The sequence below is a fragment of the Flavobacterium salilacus subsp. salilacus genome (genome assembly GCF_004634195.1).
GTDB classification, from domain to species: domain Bacteria; phylum Bacteroidota; class Bacteroidia; order Flavobacteriales; family Flavobacteriaceae; genus Flavobacterium; species Flavobacterium salilacus.
Genome location: NZ_SKBP01000011.1, coordinates 1 through 20,048 on the forward strand (window position 1 = coordinate 1; position 20,048 = coordinate 20,048).

Genomic DNA, 20,048 nt, shown 5'->3' on the forward strand with positions numbered 1-20,048 from the left:
CTGCCAATGGTGCACCGCCTGTTTCATCGGCATACCATAAAGCATTTTCGATATCGGCTTCCAGTTCGGCTACGGTACCTTCTACACAGAAATTTTGTGCTGCTGCTACAGGGGTGGCAGGGATTTCATTAATAATAACATCTACCGGTGTAAGTGGACCTTCGCATGAATATATAGGCTGTTCGAGTGTACCGGTCATTAATAACCCAGACTGACCCAAAAAGCCCCAAGTTCCCTCAGTAATAGCACCGTCAGTTGCTCCGCTGGCATAGTAACGGAAGGTAACCGTAGTACCGGGCTGTATATGTTGTAGTTCTGTGATATCGATAAAATTAAATTCAACCGTCTGGTTACCCACAGTAGTAGTTATCGGCGAACCTGCAAGTACAAAATCGCTACCATTGATACTGTAAGCAAACTGATGGCTTACACCTTGAGATATAAAAGTGCTGGCAGCAGGAGTTTTAACAGTAAGTTCATGAACTGAATAAGCATAATACTGATCTGGTGAAACAGTAAATTCAACGTATTCTTCATTTGAAAGAGAAATACCGTTTGAACCTATCTGAAACCCATAAAAATTAGTACTTGGCGATAGTACCGCATCAGGGCCGGGAGTTAATGTAACGGGGAAAGCAAATTCAGTATCATCAGAAGATATGGCACCATCTAATTCACTTGCAGGTAAATCAAAGTTAAACCCAAGTAATGATCCTGCAAGAAGTCCTCCGGGAGCATATTGTACAGTTTTTGATGCGTAATATGTACCGGTCGTTAATACTGTAGCAGCATCAAGAGCTGTACCTTCGGCAGATGTATACCAGTTCAATGATGTATTACTGTCTAATTCACTAATAAGTTCAGAAGCAACGGCACTGCCGCAAAACTCCTGTGTATCTAATTCAGGTACAGTAGGCAAAGCATTAACTACGGCTCTTACCTTAAGCCTTTCTCCTTCACAAATACCGTCTGCCAAAGCTGCATATAAAATATTCATCCCAAAGTTTAAGGCTGTATCCGGTATAAGAGCTTCTCCACCGGTTTCCTGATTGTACCAAATAATGTTTTCGCTTTCAATATCTATATCGGCTATGATTGCCGAACCGCAAAACTGCCATATAGGACTAATTTGTGGTAAACCGGGAAGTTCAGAAACCGTAACTTCAACCATTACCCTTTCACTCTCACATCCGTTCTCCATACTTGATACATAATAAGTTCCTGATGTAACAGTAGCATCGGCTTCCAAAGCGGTTCCGCCTGTTGCCTCGTTATACCATACTAAATTTATATCTGTGTCAAGGGCATTCAAATCGGCTACCGTAGCCGAAACGCAAAATTGTGGGTTTGCTATAACGGGTACAGCTATTTCATTACAATCCGTAGTTACTTCAATTACATTGGAGTTTACAGACGTCTCTTCATTATACTCTGCCCTTACTCTGTAGTAATAGGTAGTATTTACAGACAGACCTGTAACTTCCTGGCTCGTACCTGAAACAAATAAGTTTTCATAACCTGCTACAAAAGAAGGCTCATTAATTGTATTGGTGGTAATAGTAACATTATCAAGAGCCAGATAAGCATATGTATAGGTTGATATGTTATCAATCCTTATTTTACAATCCTCAGTTATGTTAATACTGTTATTAAGGAAATTTGCCTGAGTAGGAGTAAAAGTAAAAGTACCCAAATCAGTTACAGTTGAAAAATCTTCACCTGTTAGTATAGATACTGTAAACTCTCCTGAGTCAGTACCAAGAGATACTTTATTATAGTCAAAGGTCAGTGAGGCAATACCGCCTTCTATAACCCCCGATTCTATAGAACCGTTATTTAGCGTATTTGGTCTTATTGCTATTTTCTTTCCTGTTGTACCCGTATAATTAGTACGTCCGAGGTTTACATACCACTCTATACCTGAGTTTCCTGTAAAATTGCCGTTAAAATCTCCGCTTATAGTAGGTATACTTTCAAAAGTTTCGACTAAAGTACCGCCCTCCTGAAAAGTACCAAAAGTAGGCGATGTACTAACATCCAGTCTGTAACCTGTAGCTACGGCAACCGGATCCCAGTTTGCCGTAAAACTTACCGGTGTAACCGCTGTAGCTGCTGTGGCAACAGGAGCATCCGGAATTATTACAGTTTCTGTCCATGAAACTACCACATTATCAAGCGCAATACCGTCTCTTGAGCCGGATCCTCCTATTTCATTATAAGCCCATCTTATCCAAACTGTACCTGACGTATCATCTAATGCAGAAATATCAAGGTTTGTATAAGGCGTAACTGTATTTTGAGCTATGCTACCGGAATCATAATCACCTCCGGCAACAGCCGTAAAGCCGGATGTAGCTGAAGTTGTGCTTATTTCCAAATTAAAGGAATTATTCCTGGTCTGCTCCCTGATTTTTATAACATCATAGGAAATATTCAAGGCTGTTTTCCCTGCTGTATTGTCAATCGCAAGAACCAGATATAGCGGAGCTGAATAGCTTCCTGATGCAAGTAACCCTATTTTTGAGCCATAGTTATGGTTTCCACCATTTGTTGTTGATGCTGTACTTCCCGACAGCATTTCATCATCAGTCGCAGTTCCCTTATAAGCAATCCATCCTTCGGGATAGGTTGTTCCCGAAGGTCCGGGAGTAGTATTAAAATCTTCGCTGTAAGGCGATTCGGTTGGTAATGATACCGGTGTTTGCCCCCATGAAATACTGGTTGTTGCCATGATGGCAACCCACATTGCATGATACAAACTTTTCAATAAAAATTTCTTCATAATTACAATTTTAATAAAATTTTAAAAAACAAAACAGCCAAAAATAGAACAATCGAAATGCAATGAAGTTCCTTGTACTTAAAATTATAATTACCATAAGGTTAAGCCATATTAAAGCACTTAACAATTAAATAATGTGGTAAGTGCATTATTATATGGTGTGGCGGTTTACGGTTTAACTGATTAAATGTATTGCAGCCCCGTATGGGCAGGGAGCTTTATCGGAAACAACTTTCCTCTTTGATACACAAATTTTTATTGCTTTTCCATTTTGAAGGTAAAGTCAAATACCCTTACAAAAAGACAATATAATATTAACATTGAGGCAAACAAAAAACTATTTTTGATAGGTTAAAATATAAATTTCATAAAAAATGGATACAAAAATAGCCAATCCGGCACCTTTAGGACTTATGGGCTTTGCCATGACTACCATTTTACTCAACATACACAATATGGGGTTCTTCCCTGTTAGTTCCGTTATACTGGCTATGGGTATATGCTATGGCGGGCTCGCACAAATAGTAGCCGGTATTATGTGCTTTAAAAAAGGAAATGCTTTTGCCGCAACGGCATTTACGTCTTACGGATTCTTTTGGCTATCGTTAGTATGCGTGTGGCTATTACCCGCTACAGGCGTAAAAGAAGCTGCTGCAACGCCACCGGCATTCTTAGGATGGTATTTGGCACTGTGGGGACTTTTTACAGGCTTTATGTGGGTGGGCACTTGGGGCAACAGCAAAGTACAGCAATTTGTATTCCTGTCACTAACTATACTGTTTTTTATGCTGGCTGTTGCCCTGTGGACAGGCAACACTATGATACACCATTTTGCAGGCGTAGTAGGCGTTATATGCGGTAGTAGTGCCTTTTACCTTGCTATGGCAGAATTACTGGAAGAAGCTAAAGGAAAAAGGGTGTTGCCTTATTGATAATTAATTTAAAAATATAATCTCTGTCATTATGAGGAGAAACTACGAAATAATCTTTGTAAATTTGAATCAATAATATTATTTTTACCCATAATATTGAAGAGCCTATGCAATAAAGTTGAATCATTAACCTATTATCTATCTGACCTAACAAAGATTATATTTTTTGCTATTTGTTTAGTAATTGTTGAATGTTTAAAATCGGAAATTATGGAAAGATTGAAAATTTTTATTCGTGAAGCAACCCTCGTGTGAAGAATGGAGCCTTTGCTTTAGAGTAGATAATAATAGTTGAACGCTTAGCTTTTTTAGGATAGAGGGTTATAGGGGTTCGAGTCCCCCGCTTCACGCCTCATAAAAACAGGAATTGTAAAATACATAAGTAAATTTTTCAATACTTTCTAATTTTCATAAATTACACTCTTTAACAATTTCTTACCTCTCCTCTACCTACAAAAATACCTCAAAAATCAGTACCTTTGCGCTTTGCACAAAAGTTACTATGCTAGATACTACAGATGTTATAGAGGTATTGGGTGCCCGCGCCCATAACCTTAAAAATATAGATGTTATAATTCCGCGCGAAAAACTTGTGGTTATCACAGGGCTTTCGGGTTCGGGGAAATCATCACTCGCTTTCGATACCATTTATGCCGAAGGGCAACGCCGTTATATAGAAACATTTTCGGCTTATGCGCGTCAGTTTCTCGGTGGGCTGGAACGCCCCGATGTCGATAAAATAGACGGACTATCGCCCGTTATTGCCATAGAGCAAAAAACAACCAGTAAAAGTCCGCGTTCTACCGTAGGGACTATTACCGAGATATACGACTTTTTACGACTGCTTTACGCCCGTGCTGCCGATGCCTACAGTTATGAAACGGGCGAAAAAATGGTAAGCTACAGCGACGACCAAATTCGGGAACTGATTATCGAAAAATTCGATGGTAAGCGTATTACCATACTCGCCCCCATCATCCGTTCCCGTAAAGGACATTATCGCGAGCTATTTGAACAAATATCCAAACAAGGCTTCCTGAAAGTGCGGGTAGATGGCGAAATACGCGATATAGAAAGCGGTATGAAGCTCGACCGCTACAAAACACACGATATCGAAACTGTTATCGACCGACTTGCGGTTGATACTACCGAAGATACCGACAAACGCCTTGCCGACAGCATTAAAACTGCCATGTATCATGGCGATGATGTTATGATGGTTATAGAGCAGGAAAGCGGTGAGGCGCGCTACTACAGCCGTAACCTGATGTGCCCCACGTCGGGCATCTCCTACCCGAACCCCGAACCGAATAACTTTTCGTTTAACTCCCCAAAAGGAGCTTGCAATAACTGTAACGGACTGGGCATGGTAAACGAAATCAACATCCATAAAATAATACCCAACCCAAAAGTTACCATCAAAAAAGGAGGTTTTGCACCACTGGGCGAATATAAAAACTCGTGGATATTTAAGCAGATTGAGGTTATTGGCGAAAAGTTTGACTTTAAGCTCACCGACCCGATAGAGAAAATTCCTGCCGAAGCAATGGATATGATACTGAACGGTGGTAAGGAAAAATTTACCGTATCGTCTAAAACATTGGGGGTAAACCGCGAATATAAAATAGACTTTGAAGGCATATCCAGTTTTATAAAAAACCAGTATGACGAGAGCGGTTCGGCATCAATAAAGCGTTGGGCTAAGGAATTTATGGACGAGATACAATGCCCCGTATGCGAAGGTTCGAGACTCAAAAAAGAATCGTTATACTTTAAAGTAAACGGTCTTAACATTGCCGAACTGGCACATATGGATATATCCGACCTTGCTGATTGGTTTGAAAACCTTGAAAAAGAGCTATCGGAAAAACAAAAAGCTATTGCCCACGAAATTGTAAAGGAAATAAAAACCCGCCTTAGCTTTCTGGTGGATGTAGGGCTTAATTATTTAGCGTTAGACAGAAGCTCAAAATCACTTTCGGGTGGCGAGGCACAGCGCATCAGGCTTGCCACGCAAATAGGCTCGCAACTTGTGGGCGTACTGTATATTCTTGACGAACCGAGTATAGGGCTGCATCAGCGCGATAACGAAAAACTGATACGCTCGCTGGAGCAATTGCGCGACATTGGCAACTCGGTTATCGTGGTAGAACACGATAAGGATATGATAGAACGCGCCGACTATGTTATTGATATTGGTCCTGCCGCCGGACGTTTTGGCGGGCAAATAGTAAGCAAAGGTACTCCTGCCGAACTGCTTAAGGAGCATACGCTTACGGCATCTTACCTAAATGGCGAAAGGACGATAGCAGTACCCAAAAAAAGACGCGAAGGCAACGGAAAATCTATAAAACTGAGTGGAGCAAAAGGTAATAACCTGAAGAATGTGAGTGTAGAATTTCCGTTAGGAAAATTGATCTGCGTTACAGGAGTATCGGGCAGCGGTAAGAGTACGCTGATCAATGAAACGTTGTACCCTATACTGAACACCCACTTTTTTAATGCCGTTAAAAAACCTGCTCCATACAAAAAAATTGAAGGACTGGAGCATATTGATAAAGTTATTGATATTGACCAGTCGCCTATCGGGCGTACACCACGCTCTAACCCTGCAACTTATACGGATGTATTCAGCGAAATACGAAGCCTGTTTACACAAACCCCCGAAGCCATGATACGCGGGTATAAACCGGGCAGATTCAGTTTTAATGTAAAAGGCGGACGCTGCGAAACCTGCGAAGGTTCGGGCTTGCGGGTTATAGAAATGAGTTTCTTGCCGGATGTATATGTGGAATGCGAAACCTGCCAGGGAAAACGCTTTAATCGTGAAACACTGGAAATCAGATATAAAGGAAAATCTATTTCTGATATATTGGAAATGACGGTAGATGAAGCTGTTCCTTTCTTTGAAAATATCCCGAAAATATATCGCAAAATAAAAACCATACAGGATGTTGGTTTGGGCTATATTACGCTTGGGCAACAAAGTACTACCCTATCGGGTGGCGAGGCACAGCGTATAAAACTGGCTTCTGAACTTTCTAAAAAAGATACAGGCAATACTTTTTATATTTTAGATGAGCCTACCACAGGTTTGCACTTTGAAGACATCCGCGTGCTGATGGAAGTTATTAACAAATTGGTAAATAAAGGTAACACGGTGCTTATTATAGAGCATAATATGGATGTTATTAAACTTGCCGATTATATTATTGATATCGGGTATGAGGGCGGTAAAGGCGGTGGACAGCTTGTTGCCAAAGGTACTCCCGAAGAAGTTGTGAAAAACAAAAAGAGTTACACGGCACATTTTCTTAAAAAAGAGTTAATTTAGCGTGTTTGTTTAATTATAAAGATATAGTATGTTAGAAGACCACTATGAAAATGACGATCAGCGTATTCGGGAAAAACTACAACAAAAAAGCTGGAATGAGATAAGGAGTAATGACTCTTGGGCTATATTCAAAATAATGTCGGAATTTGTAAATGGTTACGAAAGCATGGCACGTATAGGTCCGAGCGTTTCGATATTCGGTTCGGCACGTACTAAAATTGACGATAAATATTACTTACTCGCAGAAAAAATAGCCGAGAAAATTTCAAAGGCAGGTTATGGTGTTATTACAGGGGGTGGTCCCGGTATTATGGAAGCGGGTAATAAAGGCGCTCATGCGGGCGGAGGTCCGTCAATAGGATTAAATATTGATTTACCTTTCGAACAGCACTTTAACCCTTATATAGACCGCGATAAAAACCTGAATTTTGATTACTTTTTTGTGCGTAAGGTAATGTTTGTAAAATATTCACAAGGGTTTGTGGTTATGCCTGGAGGTTTTGGTACGCTCGACGAAATGTTTGAAGCAATAACACTTATACAAACTAAAAAAATAGCCAAATTCCCTATCATACTGGTAGGAAGCGAATTTTGGTCAGGGTTAATGGACTGGATAGAAAGTGTGATGATTACAAAGTACTTTAATGCTAACATTGACGACCTTAAACTGATAAAAATCGTAGATACAGAAGACGAGGTATTAGAGGTTATAGAGAATTTTTATAAAAAATACAATCTTAGCCCCAATTTCTAAATCAGGTTTATTCAAAAAAGAATTCTACTCCTTATTATTTTAATGCTGCAAAAATGGCAAAAAATGCCTATGTTGCATACATAATTTGGTATAGAAGTTGTTTTATGTTGGTAAACTACCTATAATCGGATTTTTATTATTTAAAGCATTGAATTTACGTAATTGGCTCTTTTTTGTTTTTCTGATATATTCAGTTAACCTGCAAGCGCAGCATCTTAATAAGTTGTTCGTGGATGTTGACTATGATGTCAAAGTGCTTAAGGTAAGGCAGGAAATTACTTTTCATAACCAGTCACAAGATACACTGAACAGTTTTGTGCTTAATGACTGGAATAATGCCTATTCGGATAAAAACAGCCCTCTTGCCAAACGTTTTTCGGATGAGTTTGTTCGCGCTTTTCATCTCGCTAAAGATCATGAACGCGGCAGCACAGATGTTTTTTCGATAATAGACCAAAACGGACGTTCGCTACACTGGCAAAGACCCGAAAAGCATCCTGATATTATAACGGTTCAGCTAAAAAATCCTATTTATCCCAATCGTAAATTCAGTTTTTTTATACGATATACCGTAAAAATACCCCACGCCAAGTTTACAAAATTTGGTTATGATGATAACGGCAGTTTTACCCTGAAAGATTGGTACTTATCCCCTGCCCGATTAGATAACGGAAATTTTGCCCTGTATAGTAACGAAAATCTTGATGATATAGCCAATGCCATAAGCGACTATGAGTTAACCCTTAGTGTGCCGCGTGATATGGTTGTAACATCCGATCTTTATATAGGTAATAAAACAGACAAAGGCGCTACAATAGAGTATTTTCTTATCGGGAAACAGTTTAATAATTTTAACTTGTCACTTGAAAAAGAAAAAAGTTATGAAGTATATCGTAATTCAGTTGCCGAAATAAGCACTAATCTTAACGACAACAGGGTTACCGATATTCAAAAAACCCTGCTGATAGATAATATTACTCGTTTTGCAGCAGATAAACTGGGACGGTACCCCAATGGCAAAATCATGGTTACGCAGGTAGATTATGACCGTAACCCTGTATATGGGCTAAACCAACTGCCCTCTTTTTTAAGACCGTTTCCCGACTCGTTTCAGTTCGAAATGCGTTTTTTAAAAACCTACCTCTATGCCAATTTAAAGAATACTTTAAAACTCGACCCCCGAAAAGATGCCTGGATATATGATGCCATACAAATGTATGTAATGATGCAATATGTACAGGAATTTCATCCTGATAAGAAAATGATGGGAAACCTGGCTGATTGGGGTATATTGAAAGGGCATCATCTTTTTCAGCTCGACTTTAACGATAAATACAACTACCTGTACTTGCTGATGGCACGCAGAAATTCAGATCAGCCTATTGGGGATCCGAAAAATGAAATGATAAAATTTAATGAGCAAATAGCAGGCAGATACCGCGCCGGGCTCAGTATGGCTTATCTTGATGATTATCTTAATAATAACTCTGTAGAGCAGGCTATTACAGAATTTTATCAACTGAATGCAAAACAGCAAACGGACAGAAGTGATTTTGAAGCATTATTAAAAGCCAAGACCGATAAAGACATCGACTGGTTTTTTGATACTGTTATTGATACTCATAATCTTATTGATTATAAATTTGGATGCACCAAGCAAAAAAACGACTCTGTACAGGTAAAAATAAAAAATCGTACAGGTACTAACGTGCCCATAGCCTTATACGGATTGCATAATGACACTGTAGTTTTTAAAAAATGGCTTGAAAATGTAAAAGTTGATACTACGCTCACCATTGCATCGGGCAACGCAGACAGGCTGGCTCTTAACTATAATAATGAAGCCCCCGAATATAACCTGCGAAACAACTGGAAAAAGCTTAACAGTTGGTTGCCCCACCAAAAACCTTTTAAGTTTACCTTTTTTCAGGATATAGAAGACCCGAGGTACAATCAGATATTTTATGTACCCAGTTTTACCTTCAATTTATATGACGGTTTTTCGCCCGGCTTACGGTTTCATAATAAATCATTGCTCGAAAAACCCATTATTTTTGATATAGAGCCTACCTATTCTACAAAAACGGGTACACTTATAGGCTCTTTTTCACTCATGTTTAATAATTATGTCCGAGATGAAGAACTTTATAATGTAAGATACTTTCTTAGCGGTTCTACCTATCACTATACACCCGATGCCCAATATTTAAAGTTTGTTCCTGCCGTACAGTTTAGGCTGCGGGATGATGATTTAAGAAAAAACAAAAAGCAATTTATTACCCTCCGTCAGGTAATGGTACAAAGAGAACGTTCTTTATATGTTGTAACTGATGAGCAAAACGAAAATTATTCTGTTTTTAATGCGCGCTACACCAAATATGAATCGGAAATTACAAAACATTACAGCTTTAATACAGATGTACAGATAGCCAATTCTTTTGGCAAAATATCAGGCGAAATAGAGTTTAGAAGGCTATTTAATAACAACAGACAAATAAATATTCGTTTATTTGCAGGAGCTTTTATGTACAGAGGCACAAAATCTGAGTTTTTCAGTTTCGGACTCGACCGCCCTACTGATTATCTGTTCGATTATAATTTTTACGGACGTTCAGAAAGCAGCGGTCTATTCAGTCAACAATATATAATGGCAGAAGGAGGATTCAAATCAATGTTTGATACACGCTATGCCAACCAGTGGATGACTACCATAAACGGCGGTTTTAATATATGGAACTGGATAGAGGTATATGGCGATGCCGGATTATTTAAAAACCAGTACAGTAATACCCAATTTGTTTATGACAGCGGTATAAGGCTTAACTTACTTCCTGACTATTTTGAGCTTTATTTTCCTGTATATTCGAGCAACGGACTTGAGTTTGAAAACGGAAATTATAGCGAGAAAATACGCTTTGTGGTAACCATAAGTCCCGGTACACTCATAAACCTTTTCACCCGAAAATGGTTTTAGTGTAATTATTGTACAGAATGTTTTATATGAACTAAAAAATATACAATCTGTATTTTTAAACCTACTTTGTTACATTTTACACATCAAAATAGAGTAATGAAGTTAGTTTATTAATAAAAATGAAATCATTTTTTAACACTGGGTTACTAATATTTAATTCTTTTATTTAAATTTGTAGCTATACAACCCGTATTTTATGACAGAGACAGAAACAAAAAAATCACTTTCGTTTAAAGATTTTAAAGCCCAAGTGCTTAATGATTATAAAATTGCCGTAATCAGTAGAGAATGCAGCCTATTAGGACGTAAAGAAGTACTGACGGGAAAAGCAAAATTTGGTATTTTTGGCGATGGCAAAGAAGTTCCGCAACTTGCTATGGCTAAAGCTTTTAAAAACGGTGATTTCAGGTCGGGCTACTATCGCGATCAAACCTTTATGATGGCTATAGGGCAACTTACAGTACAGCAATTTTTTGCAGGACTGTACGGACATAGTGATTTGGCACACGACCCAATGTCGGCAGGAAGGCAAATGGGCGGGCATTTTGCCACGCACAGTCTTGACGAAAACGGAAACTGGAAAAACCTGACTGCTCAAAAAAATTCAAGTGCGGATATATCGCCTACCGCCGGGCAAATGCCGCGACTATTAGGACTGGCACAGGCATCAAAAATATACCGAAATGTATCGGGGATAGAAAATAAAACCAATTTTTCTATAAACGGTAACGAAATTGCTTGGGGTACTATTGGTAATGCCAGTACATCCGAAGGATTATTTTTCGAAACTATAAATGCCGCCGGCGTACTGCAGGTACCTATGGTAATAAGTGTTTGGGATGACGAATACGGCATCTCTGTACATGCACGCCATCAAACTACAAAAGAAAATATCTCTGAAATATTAAAAGGTTTTCAGCGTGACGAAGACACAAAGGGCTACGAAATAATAAAAGTAAAAGGTTGGGATTATGCCGAATTGGTTTCGGCTTACGAAAAAGCAGCTACCATTGCCCGCGAAGAACACGTACCGGTACTTATACATGTTTATGAGCTAACACAGCCACAGGGACACTCTACATCAGGCTCACACGAGCGTTATAAAGATGCCGACCGCCTCTCGTGGGAAAGCGAATATGACTGTATAGCCCAAATGAAAAAATGGATGTTGGAAAACAACATTGCTGAGAATGAAGAACTTGAAGCAATAGATAAAGAAGCTAAGAAAGACGTACTGGAAGGTAAAAAAGCTGCATGGTATGCCTTTACTACCCCTGCTAAGGAAGAACAAAAAGAACTTGTTGCCGTACTGAATTCTATTGCTCAAAATAGTGAAAACAAAGTTTTTATAGAAAAATATGCTAATGAACTTGCCGCTATTAAAGAGCCTATACGAAAAGAACTGCTGGTAACCGCACGAAAAGTACTTAGGCTTATAGCAAAAGAAAGCGGAAGGGCTACAATAGCACAATGGATAAAAGATTATACCGAAAAAATACAACCAAAATTCAGTTCACATTTATTCTCGCAGTCCGACAAAAATGTATTCAGCGTAAGCGAAGTACACCCTGAATATAAAGAAGGGGCGGAAGAAGTTGACGGACGCGTTATTATGCGTGATAATTTCGACGCTATTTTTACCAAACACCCTGAAGCATTAGTATTTGGTGAGGATTGTGGTAACATAGGCGATGTAAACCAAGGACTTGAGGGTATGCAGGAAAAGTATGGGGACTTTAGGGTTTGCGATGCGGGCATACGCGAAGCTACCATATTAGGTCAGGGAATTGGTATGGCTATGCGAGGCTTACGCCCTATTGCCGAAATACAGTATCTTGATTATTTATTATATGCTATACAAATTATGAGCGATGACCTTGCTACGTTACAATACCGTACAGCAGGCAGGCAAAAAGCTCCTTTAATTATACGTACACGCGGTCACAGGCTGGAAGGTATATGGCACTCCGGCTCGCCAATGGGCATGATTATTAATGCACTAAGAGGCGTGCATGTATTGGTACCTCGTAACATGACTAAAGCTGCCGGTTTTTATAACACACTTTTGGATACTGATGAGCCTGCTCTTGTAGTGGAATGCCTTAACGGGTATCGACTTAAAGAAAAAATGCCTGTAAACATGGGCGAGTTTAAAACACCTATCGGTGTTGTTGAAACGATTAAAGAAGGTACTGATATCACACTGGTATCCTACGGTTCTACCCTGCGCCTTGTGGAGCAGGCTGCAAAAGAACTTATGGAAATTGGTATTGATGCTGAAATTATAGATATACAGTCATTACTGCCTTTTGATATCAATAATGATATTGTAAAAAGCATAGCAAAAACCAACAGATTACTGGTAATTGATGAAGATGTACCGGGTGGTGCTTCGGCATTTATCATGCAGCAAGTACTTGATGTACAAAATGCATACAGATACCTGGACAGCAAACCTGAAACGCTTACAGCAAAAGCGCACCGCCCTGCTTATGGCACTGACGGGGATTATTTCTCGAAACCATCTGCAGAGGATATTTACGAAAAAGTGTATGCTATAATGCATGAGGTTAAACCTAGTAAATACCCAGCATTATATTAAAATCAAAAACATATATAACAAAAAATCCCTGCTGATAGCAGGGATTTTTTATTACTAAGTAATCATATTACTTTATATATACTGTTTTTACATTTACAAACTCTTTAATTCCGTTTTCGGCAAGCTCGCGCCCGTAACCCGATTTTTTAACTCCGCCAAATGGCAATGCAGGGTCTGATTTTACCAGTGCGTTTATAAATACGGCGCCTTCTTCAAAAAGATGTATTTTCTTTTTAATTGCTTCTCTATCCTCTGTAAAAATGGTAACCCCCAGCCCAAACTCAGTACCGTTACTTAGCTCGACAGCTTCTTCAAAAGTATCGAATGGTATCACAGGTGCTACAGGTCCGAATACTTCTTCATTAAATACAGGCATATCCGTAGTAATATCAGTCATTATAGTTGGCGTATAAAAAGCATTATCTCTTTTACCGCCTATAACTATTTTCGCCCCCATCTCTACCGATTTTACAACTTGTTTCTCAATCTCTTCGGCAAGATCCACTCTTGCCAATGGTCCAATATCAGCATCTTCCTCCATTGGGTTACCTGTTTTTAATGCCTGTACTGCTGTTTTAAATTTATCAATAAATACGTCATATATAGATTGATGTACTAAAAATCGTTTGGCTGCAATACAGCTCTGTCCTGTATTTTGCATTCGTGCGGTAACGGCAGTGGCAACCGCTTTTTCAATATCGGCATCTTTCAGTACTATAAAGGCATTACTGCCCCCCAATTCTAATACTGATTTTTTTATAAGCCCGGCTGCTTTTGAGGCTACAGATGCGCCTGCTTTTTCACTCCCCGTTAACGATACAGCCTTTATAAAGGGTAAGTCTATTATATTTGCCACTTGCTCTCCTGATATAAGAAGGTTCTTATACGTTCCCTCCGGAAAACCTGCATCTATAAACAATTTTTCTAATAATATACCGCATCCTGCAACGTTTGAGGCATGCTTTAGCACTACGGTATTACCTGCTATTATTGACGGAATGGCAAACCGAAATACTTGCCAGTAAGGAAAATTCCATGGCATAACACCAAGAATAACACCAAGAGGCTCAAATGTTACAAAACTTTCTGTTCCATCGGTTTTAATAGTATGTGGCGACAAAAAATTTAATGCATTTTCTAAATAATACTTACATAGCAAAATACACTTCTCAACTTCGGCAACAGACTGTTTTATTGGCTTTCCCATCTCTAAAGTACATTGTTTTGCCAGTGCATCTTTATTTTTTGATAATGTATATATTAAATTTTCAATAAGTTTTAGCCTGTCATGTAAGCTGTAAGTTTTCCAAACATTAAAAGTGCTCTTACTTGCTTCGCAGTAAGAAACAGCCTGAATATCAGTAATATATTGATATTCAGATAAAAAAGTTAGATTAAAAGGATTTGTATTTGAAAACATTTTATACATTTGTTTGATTAAATTATATGCTAAGTTATAAATATAACAGATATTACTTAAGATAAAATTATTACTTTTACGCCAAAATTCGACAATACCAATAACAATTAAACAATCATTATGAAGAAAATTGTACTACCCTTATTATTAATTTGCCTGGCATCTGTTGATATGAGCGCGCAGACCGGTTCTAACGACTTCAATAAATGGTCTATTGATATTAATGGTGGTGTAAACAAAGCTGCTAATCCTTTTACAGATGGATATCACATGAATGCGAATAATTTATTCCATGCTGATTTGGGGTTCAGATATATGTTTAACACCAAATTTGGTTTGAAAATTCAAGGAGGCTATGATGTGCTAAATGATGATGGCGAAAATCCAAGCAAAGAGTTTGAAACCCAAGTAATTGGTGTAAATTTACAAGGATACGTGAATTTTGGTCGTATAATGGAATTTGAGACATGGACTGACAGAATAAACGTATTGGGGCATTTAGGGGTAGGTGTTTCTCAAATGAGTAATGATTTGTATGATGGCTCTGACCGTTTAGGGAATTTTATTATCGGTATGGGTATGCAATACAGAATATCTAACCGAATTGCGCTGAACGCTGATTTTACAATGTATAATAATTTCTCGCAACACAAAACATGGGATGGTGCGGATTATGACAGACAAGGTCGTCAAGGTTTTGACAGTACTTTATATAATGGTACCCTTGGTTTATCTATATACTTAGGTAAGCATGAACAACATGCTGACTGGTATATTGATGAAAAATCTGATGAACTTGAAGATCTAGAAGACAGACTTGGTGAAATGGAAACCATGATGAACGATTCTGATAAAGATGGTATTCCTGATTATCTTGATTCTGAACCAAATACTATTACAGGTGTAGCAGTAGACAGCAAAGGAAGAACGATTGACAGAAATAACAATGGTGTTCCTGATGAGTTAGAATCATACATAGAAAATAAAAATACCGAGATAAGAAATGAGGTTAAAAATGGTACTCTTACCGGATCTACGGGTGGAGGAAGTGTTAAAGACCTAATCAACGGTGGTTACATAAATGTATATTTCGACTTTAACAGAGATATGCCTAATCAAGAATCTATTAATGGTATTAACTTCCTTCTGAAATATCTTCTTGAAAATCCGACTGCAACGGCTGACGTGATTGGTTATGCAGACGAGGTGGGCGATAGTGCCTACAACCAAGATTTATCTAACAGAAGAGCTCAGAATGTTAAACAGATATTAATAGATGCCGGTATAGACGGCTCAAGATTAAATATTGTTGCAAACGGAGAAGATACAACTATAGGACAGGGTTCGTCAAGTGCAAGAAGAGTTGTAAGAAGAGTAACTTTCATCCTTAAATAAGGAATAGATAAACTCGAAATAAAATAGTAAAACCTCTGCCAAAAGCAGAGGTTTTTTTATATCTTTAAAAGAAAAATAAACAAATGGATTTACGAGACAGGAGTATTCTCGAATTGAGAGGAGAAATACTGGGAGAGATAAACACACAGTCGTCAGATGAAGAAATTTTTCAAAACCGGACTATCCGACCGATATTAAAATTTCAAAATGGCTTATTCATTGTTTCTTTTTTAAACTACATTAATAAGCATAAAAGCGATTTTTATAAACTGAGTGTAGAGAAAAAGCTGCTTTTTATAGAAAATGCCATCCAAAAAGACATCAAGTTCAGGAATGCGCTAAAAGGTATGGTAATAGCAATGTTTACTGCCGATGAGTTTGCCGAATATATTAAAAACTCGTCAAACTTAAATAAACGAATGATGAACCTGCTTATTGAGCGACTAAAAGATCAAGTACTTTTGTTAGAACAAACTGTATAAAACAAAAAAGGGTAGCATATGCTACCCTTTTTTGTTTTAGTCTATTTTTTATTTTTTAGCAACAAATACCATTACGGGTTTATCATTATCCAAAAAAATTAATTGTTCCTTATTCTTTTTTATACCGTTTACCTGATTTAAAGCATTTAAAAATTCACTTTCAGGAACACCGTCGCAATACATTTTAGTCGCAACCATTTTACTGAAAGAAATAGTCCCTTCATCAGTTAAGTTACTATACGCTCCGCTAAAATTATTACAGCCTGTATTGCCCGATATTCTATTGTCTTCAGTAAAGTTTATATACGGTATTTCCCTGTTAAATCCCGATAGCATAACATCATCATTTAGTGATTTTAACTGCCAGGATGTTTCCGTTAAAGCTGATTTAGATATACTTTTGGCACCCCCGCAAGCAGCCAGTAGAGTGATAACCAATATAAGCCCAAAATATCTTGCTCGTTTCATATCTTTTAATTTTTATAATAATCCGTTATACTTACGCACAAACCATTCCACAGCAAGTGTAATTGCTAAAATAATTAATAACCAAATCCAATCTATAAGCGGCGATTTTTGGGTTATTGCTTTTTGCAATGGTTTATAATTCTCATTATTCACTAAAAAGTTAATTAGTTTATCCGCTTGGTCAGGATAATATACCATTCCGTTAGTACCCGCTGCAACTTGTTTCAATCGGGTAAGGTCGGGATTTACAAATTGTTTTTCGATTTCAAAATCAAGTACTTCAAATGAACTGTTATAGGTTGTATTGGTATTACTTTCTTTTACCGTAAAACTGTATTTACCGGCTTCTAAACCTTCCAAATTAACTTTATACTCATTATTTCCTTTCAGGAAATCATAATTCTTAGTCTGATTAGTCGTGTTATTTTTTAGCTGTATGTTAATTCTTGCGTTTTCGTCAAATTCGTAGTTTTTATTAAAAAACTGAGCCGTTACAGTAATGACTTCTCCCGAATTGTAAAAACTTTCGTGGTTAACCACCAGTGATTTCCTTTTTGAATTGGAAGCTAAAAATTGAATTGTTTTATCAATAAAAACATCAAATTCGTCAAATGATTTTGTAGTAAGATGACTTTCTACCCTCCATTTCCAGATATTCTCTCCCAGTAAAAAAGCAGTACGCGATGCCCCTTTTTCAGAAAATACCATTAACGGATTTTCTGTTTCGATGTTTCTGATTCGTGCCCTGAGTAAGGTAGCAGCATTCGATTTCGAAGTAACAGTTCCAAACGGATGTTCCAGAGGAGGGAATTGTTCAAAACCGATATCGTCTAACGAAAATAAGTTAAACAGTGGGTTGTAGCCCGCAGCATAATTTTCGCGTTGCGATGTCATTTTAAAGTTCAGTTCATCCTGATAGCGATTCAGTAAGTTAAAATCGGTAGTAAGCCCTGTAATTATAAACGTATTTACGCCTACACTTTTATTCTGTTCTAAAAGCGACTTGAATGTTGCATCGGGTTGGTATAATAGCAACACATTATAATCCTGTAACGATTTAACCTCATTTGGTTTTACAATAGTTACATTCCGTTGCTTATTGGTTTCTATAGCGCGCTTTAATGCCCCAAGATCAGGATGGGTAATTGATGATACAATAGCCACTTCCGACCGTTGGTCTATAACCTCTACCGCAAAGTTTTTAGTGTTGTTATATCGGTTCTTTTCCTGCTCGGCAGATGTGATAGTGGCTTTATAGGTTTGTACTCCTACCCTTTCGGCATTAAGTAAAACCGTTACAGCCTGTGCTTTGTTTTGATTGGTAAAAGAAATATTTTGCTTGTGCAAAACCGAATTACCTTGTGTAATACTAAAAACAGCATCTATAGGTTTAGTACCGTTATATTGTACAAAAACCTCTGCAGGAAATTTATTTTTAAGCAGCGCATACTTATTTACATTAACCTGATTGATTTTCAGGTCGGTATATAATGTAGTATCACCCAGTACTAAAGGATAAACCGCTGTATTTTGCGAAAAGCTATATACATAATCATTACCCAATGTTTGGTTACCATCAGTAAGCAGTACTACAGGATAATTACTGTTTCTGTATAATTGCTTCAGGTTTTGTACGGCTTGGTCTATATGCGTTTGCTTTCCTGTAAAATCAGGGGTTTTACCCGACTCAAATCCATCTGCAAAACTAAAAAGCTGTACGTCATATTTTTCCTTTAACTGTTTATTATCCAGCAGTTGCGTATATAATTGCGTAGCAAGAGTGTCCTGCCCTAACTCTTTTACCGATAACGAATTATCTACCAGTATGGGCAACGGTGTTTTTACCGTTTCATAGTCCTTACGGGTTATAATAGGATTTATAAGCAACAGAAAAATAGAAAAATAGGTAACAAAGCGCAAAAAAGCCAAAAAGAATTGCAGCCTGCCCTTCTTTTTGGCTTTAAATAAATATTGATAAAATGATAGTGCAAAGGCTACAAATGCAGCTACTATAAGTAAAAAAACTGTAGTTGTAGTCATTTCAGGTATCAGTATAAATTTTTAAAAAATAAATTCTCAATTACGTAAGCATTCCGCCATCTACATTCAGGGTTTGCCCTGTAACGTATGCCGACATATCTGATGCAAGGAATACACAGGCATTGGCTACGTCTTCAGGAGTTCCTCCCCTTTTTAACGGAATATTTTCGGTCCAGCCTTTTACTACCTCTGCACCCAGTTTTTCAGTCATTTCGGTTTCAATAAAACCGGGAGCTATAGCATTGCAACGAATATTTCTTGAACCCAGTTCTAATGCTACCGATTTGGTAAAACCTATAACCCCTGCTTTAGAAGCCGCATAATTGGTTTGTCCTGCATTACCTTTTACTCCTACTACAGAGCTCATATTGATTATAGAGCCATGACGTTGTTTCAGCATAGTACGTTGTACTGCTTTGGTCATATTAAATACCGATTTCAGGTTTACTTCTATAACCTTGTCAAAATCTTCTTCAGATATTCGCATCAACAGGTTATCTTTGGTTATCCCTGCATTGTTTACTAAAATATCCAATGCACCAAACTCAGCTACTACATCATCAACCAGTTTTTGAGCCTCGTTAAAGTCTGCTGCGTTACTCTGGTAGCCCTTAGCTTTTATGCCCATAGCATTCAATTCATCTTCCAATGCTTTTGCAGCTTCGGCAGAAGCACTGTATGTAAAAGCCACATTAGCACCATGTTTAGCAAAAACTTGTGCTATACCACGACCTATCCCCCTGCTTGCGCCGGTGATTATTGCCGTTTTTCCTTCTAATAATTTCATAGGTATTGTTAGTTAGTTTTTCTTTACAAAGCAACAAATATAATAAAATGTTTGCGGTATTATTCCCCGATCTTTTTT

12 protein-coding genes are annotated in these 20,048 nt (G+C 37.9%); 7 read left to right on the forward strand and 5 right to left on the reverse strand.

Features of this window, described 5'->3' with window-relative positions:
- Positions 1–2,782, reverse strand: a 2,782-nt coding sequence (locus E0W68_RS11955; RefSeq protein ID WP_135219672.1) for an immunoglobulin domain-containing protein, incomplete at its 3' end; no start/stop codon positions are given.
- 374 nt (positions 2,783–3,156) lie between these two features.
- Here E0W68_RS11955 and E0W68_RS11960 point away from each other — a divergent pair.
- The 5 genes from E0W68_RS11960 to E0W68_RS11980 all read left to right on the forward strand — a co-directional run bounded on the left by E0W68_RS11960 (position 3,157) and on the right by E0W68_RS11980 (position 13,378).
- Positions 3,157–3,714 (forward strand): acetate uptake transporter, encoded by a 558-nt coding sequence (locus tag E0W68_RS11960; RefSeq protein WP_135219673.1) that lies wholly within the window; start codon positions 3,157–3,159, stop codon positions 3,712–3,714.
- Positions 3,715–4,216: 502 nt separating this feature from the next.
- Positions 4,217–7,048, forward strand: coding sequence for an excinuclease ABC subunit UvrA (gene uvrA / locus E0W68_RS11965; protein ID WP_135219674.1), 2,832 nt, complete (start codon positions 4,217–4,219; stop codon positions 7,046–7,048).
- Positions 7,049–7,076: 28 nt separating this feature from the next.
- Positions 7,077–7,802: an LOG family protein gene (locus E0W68_RS11970; RefSeq protein WP_135219675.1), complete on the forward strand. Its 726-nt coding sequence runs from the start codon at positions 7,077–7,079 to the stop codon at positions 7,800–7,802.
- Between the two features lie 229 nt (positions 7,803–8,031).
- Positions 8,032–10,776 carry a gluzincin family metallopeptidase gene (locus E0W68_RS11975; protein WP_317128307.1) on the forward strand — a complete coding sequence of 915 codons (2,745 nt, stop codon included), beginning with the start codon at positions 8,032–8,034 and terminating at the stop codon, positions 10,774–10,776.
- Positions 10,777–10,972: 196 nt separating this feature from the next.
- On the forward strand, positions 10,973–13,378 hold the full coding sequence (locus tag E0W68_RS11980) for an alpha-ketoacid dehydrogenase subunit alpha/beta (RefSeq protein WP_135219677.1): 2,406 nt from the start codon (positions 10,973–10,975) through the stop codon (positions 13,376–13,378).
- Positions 13,379–13,445: 67 nt separating this feature from the next.
- Here the strand turns inward: E0W68_RS11980 and E0W68_RS11985 are convergent, their stop codons facing one another.
- Entirely contained in the window at positions 13,446–14,798 is a 1,353-nt protein-coding gene (locus E0W68_RS11985) for an NAD-dependent succinate-semialdehyde dehydrogenase (RefSeq protein ID WP_135219678.1), read from the reverse strand.
- 120 nt (positions 14,799–14,918) lie between these two features.
- Here E0W68_RS11985 and E0W68_RS11990 point away from each other — a divergent pair, with 120 nt between their 5' ends.
- Positions 14,919–16,193, forward strand: a complete 1,275-nt coding sequence (locus tag E0W68_RS11990) for an OmpA family protein (protein WP_135219679.1) — start codon at positions 14,919–14,921, stop codon at positions 16,191–16,193.
- Between the two features lie 83 nt (positions 16,194–16,276).
- Entirely contained in the window at positions 16,277–16,675 is a 399-nt protein-coding gene (locus E0W68_RS11995) for a glyoxalase (RefSeq protein ID WP_135219680.1), read from the forward strand.
- A 48-nt stretch (positions 16,676–16,723) separates the two neighbouring features.
- On the opposite strand, the gene E0W68_RS12000 is transcribed toward E0W68_RS11995, so the two are convergent.
- From E0W68_RS12000 to fabG, 3 genes are read right to left on the reverse strand one after another with little or no spacing between them, the layout of a single operon-like run.
- Positions 16,724–17,143, reverse strand: coding sequence for an META domain-containing protein (locus tag E0W68_RS12000; protein WP_135219681.1), 420 nt, complete (start codon positions 17,141–17,143; stop codon positions 16,724–16,726).
- 12 nt (positions 17,144–17,155) lie between these two features.
- Positions 17,156–19,183, reverse strand: coding sequence for a hypothetical protein (locus E0W68_RS12005; protein WP_135219682.1), 2,028 nt, complete (start codon positions 19,181–19,183; stop codon positions 17,156–17,158).
- Between the two features lie 40 nt (positions 19,184–19,223).
- Positions 19,224–19,970 (reverse strand): 3-oxoacyl-[acyl-carrier-protein] reductase, encoded by a 747-nt coding sequence (fabG, locus tag E0W68_RS12010; RefSeq protein ID WP_135219683.1) that lies wholly within the window; start codon positions 19,968–19,970, stop codon positions 19,224–19,226.
- Between the last annotated feature and the right edge of the window lie 78 nt (positions 19,971–20,048).

What these genes read in the sequence shown, in the direction of transcription:
- E0W68_RS12005 (WP_135219682.1), bottom strand. Translation starts at nt 19,183, where the DNA reads ATGACTACAACTACAGTTTTTTTACTTATAGTAGCTGCATTTGTAGCC.
- E0W68_RS11970 (WP_135219675.1), top strand. Translation starts at nt 7,077, where the DNA reads ATGTTAGAAGACCACTATGAAAATGACGATCAGCGTATTCGGGAAAAA.
- E0W68_RS12000 (WP_135219681.1), bottom strand. Translation starts at nt 17,143, where the DNA reads ATGAAACGAGCAAGATATTTTGGGCTTATATTGGTTATCACTCTACTG.
- E0W68_RS11960 (WP_135219673.1), top strand. Translation starts at nt 3,157, where the DNA reads ATGGATACAAAAATAGCCAATCCGGCACCTTTAGGACTTATGGGCTTT.
- E0W68_RS11980 (WP_135219677.1), top strand. Translation starts at nt 10,973, where the DNA reads ATGACAGAGACAGAAACAAAAAAATCACTTTCGTTTAAAGATTTTAAA.
- fabG (WP_135219683.1), bottom strand. Translation starts at nt 19,970, where the DNA reads ATGAAATTATTAGAAGGAAAAACGGCAATAATCACCGGCGCAAGCAGG.
- E0W68_RS11995 (WP_135219680.1), top strand. Translation starts at nt 16,277, where the DNA reads ATGGATTTACGAGACAGGAGTATTCTCGAATTGAGAGGAGAAATACTG.
- E0W68_RS11990 (WP_135219679.1), top strand. Translation starts at nt 14,919, where the DNA reads ATGAAGAAAATTGTACTACCCTTATTATTAATTTGCCTGGCATCTGTT.
- E0W68_RS11985 (WP_135219678.1), bottom strand. Translation starts at nt 14,798, where the DNA reads ATGTTTTCAAATACAAATCCTTTTAATCTAACTTTTTTATCTGAATAT.
- uvrA (WP_135219674.1), top strand. Translation starts at nt 4,217, where the DNA reads ATGCTAGATACTACAGATGTTATAGAGGTATTGGGTGCCCGCGCCCAT.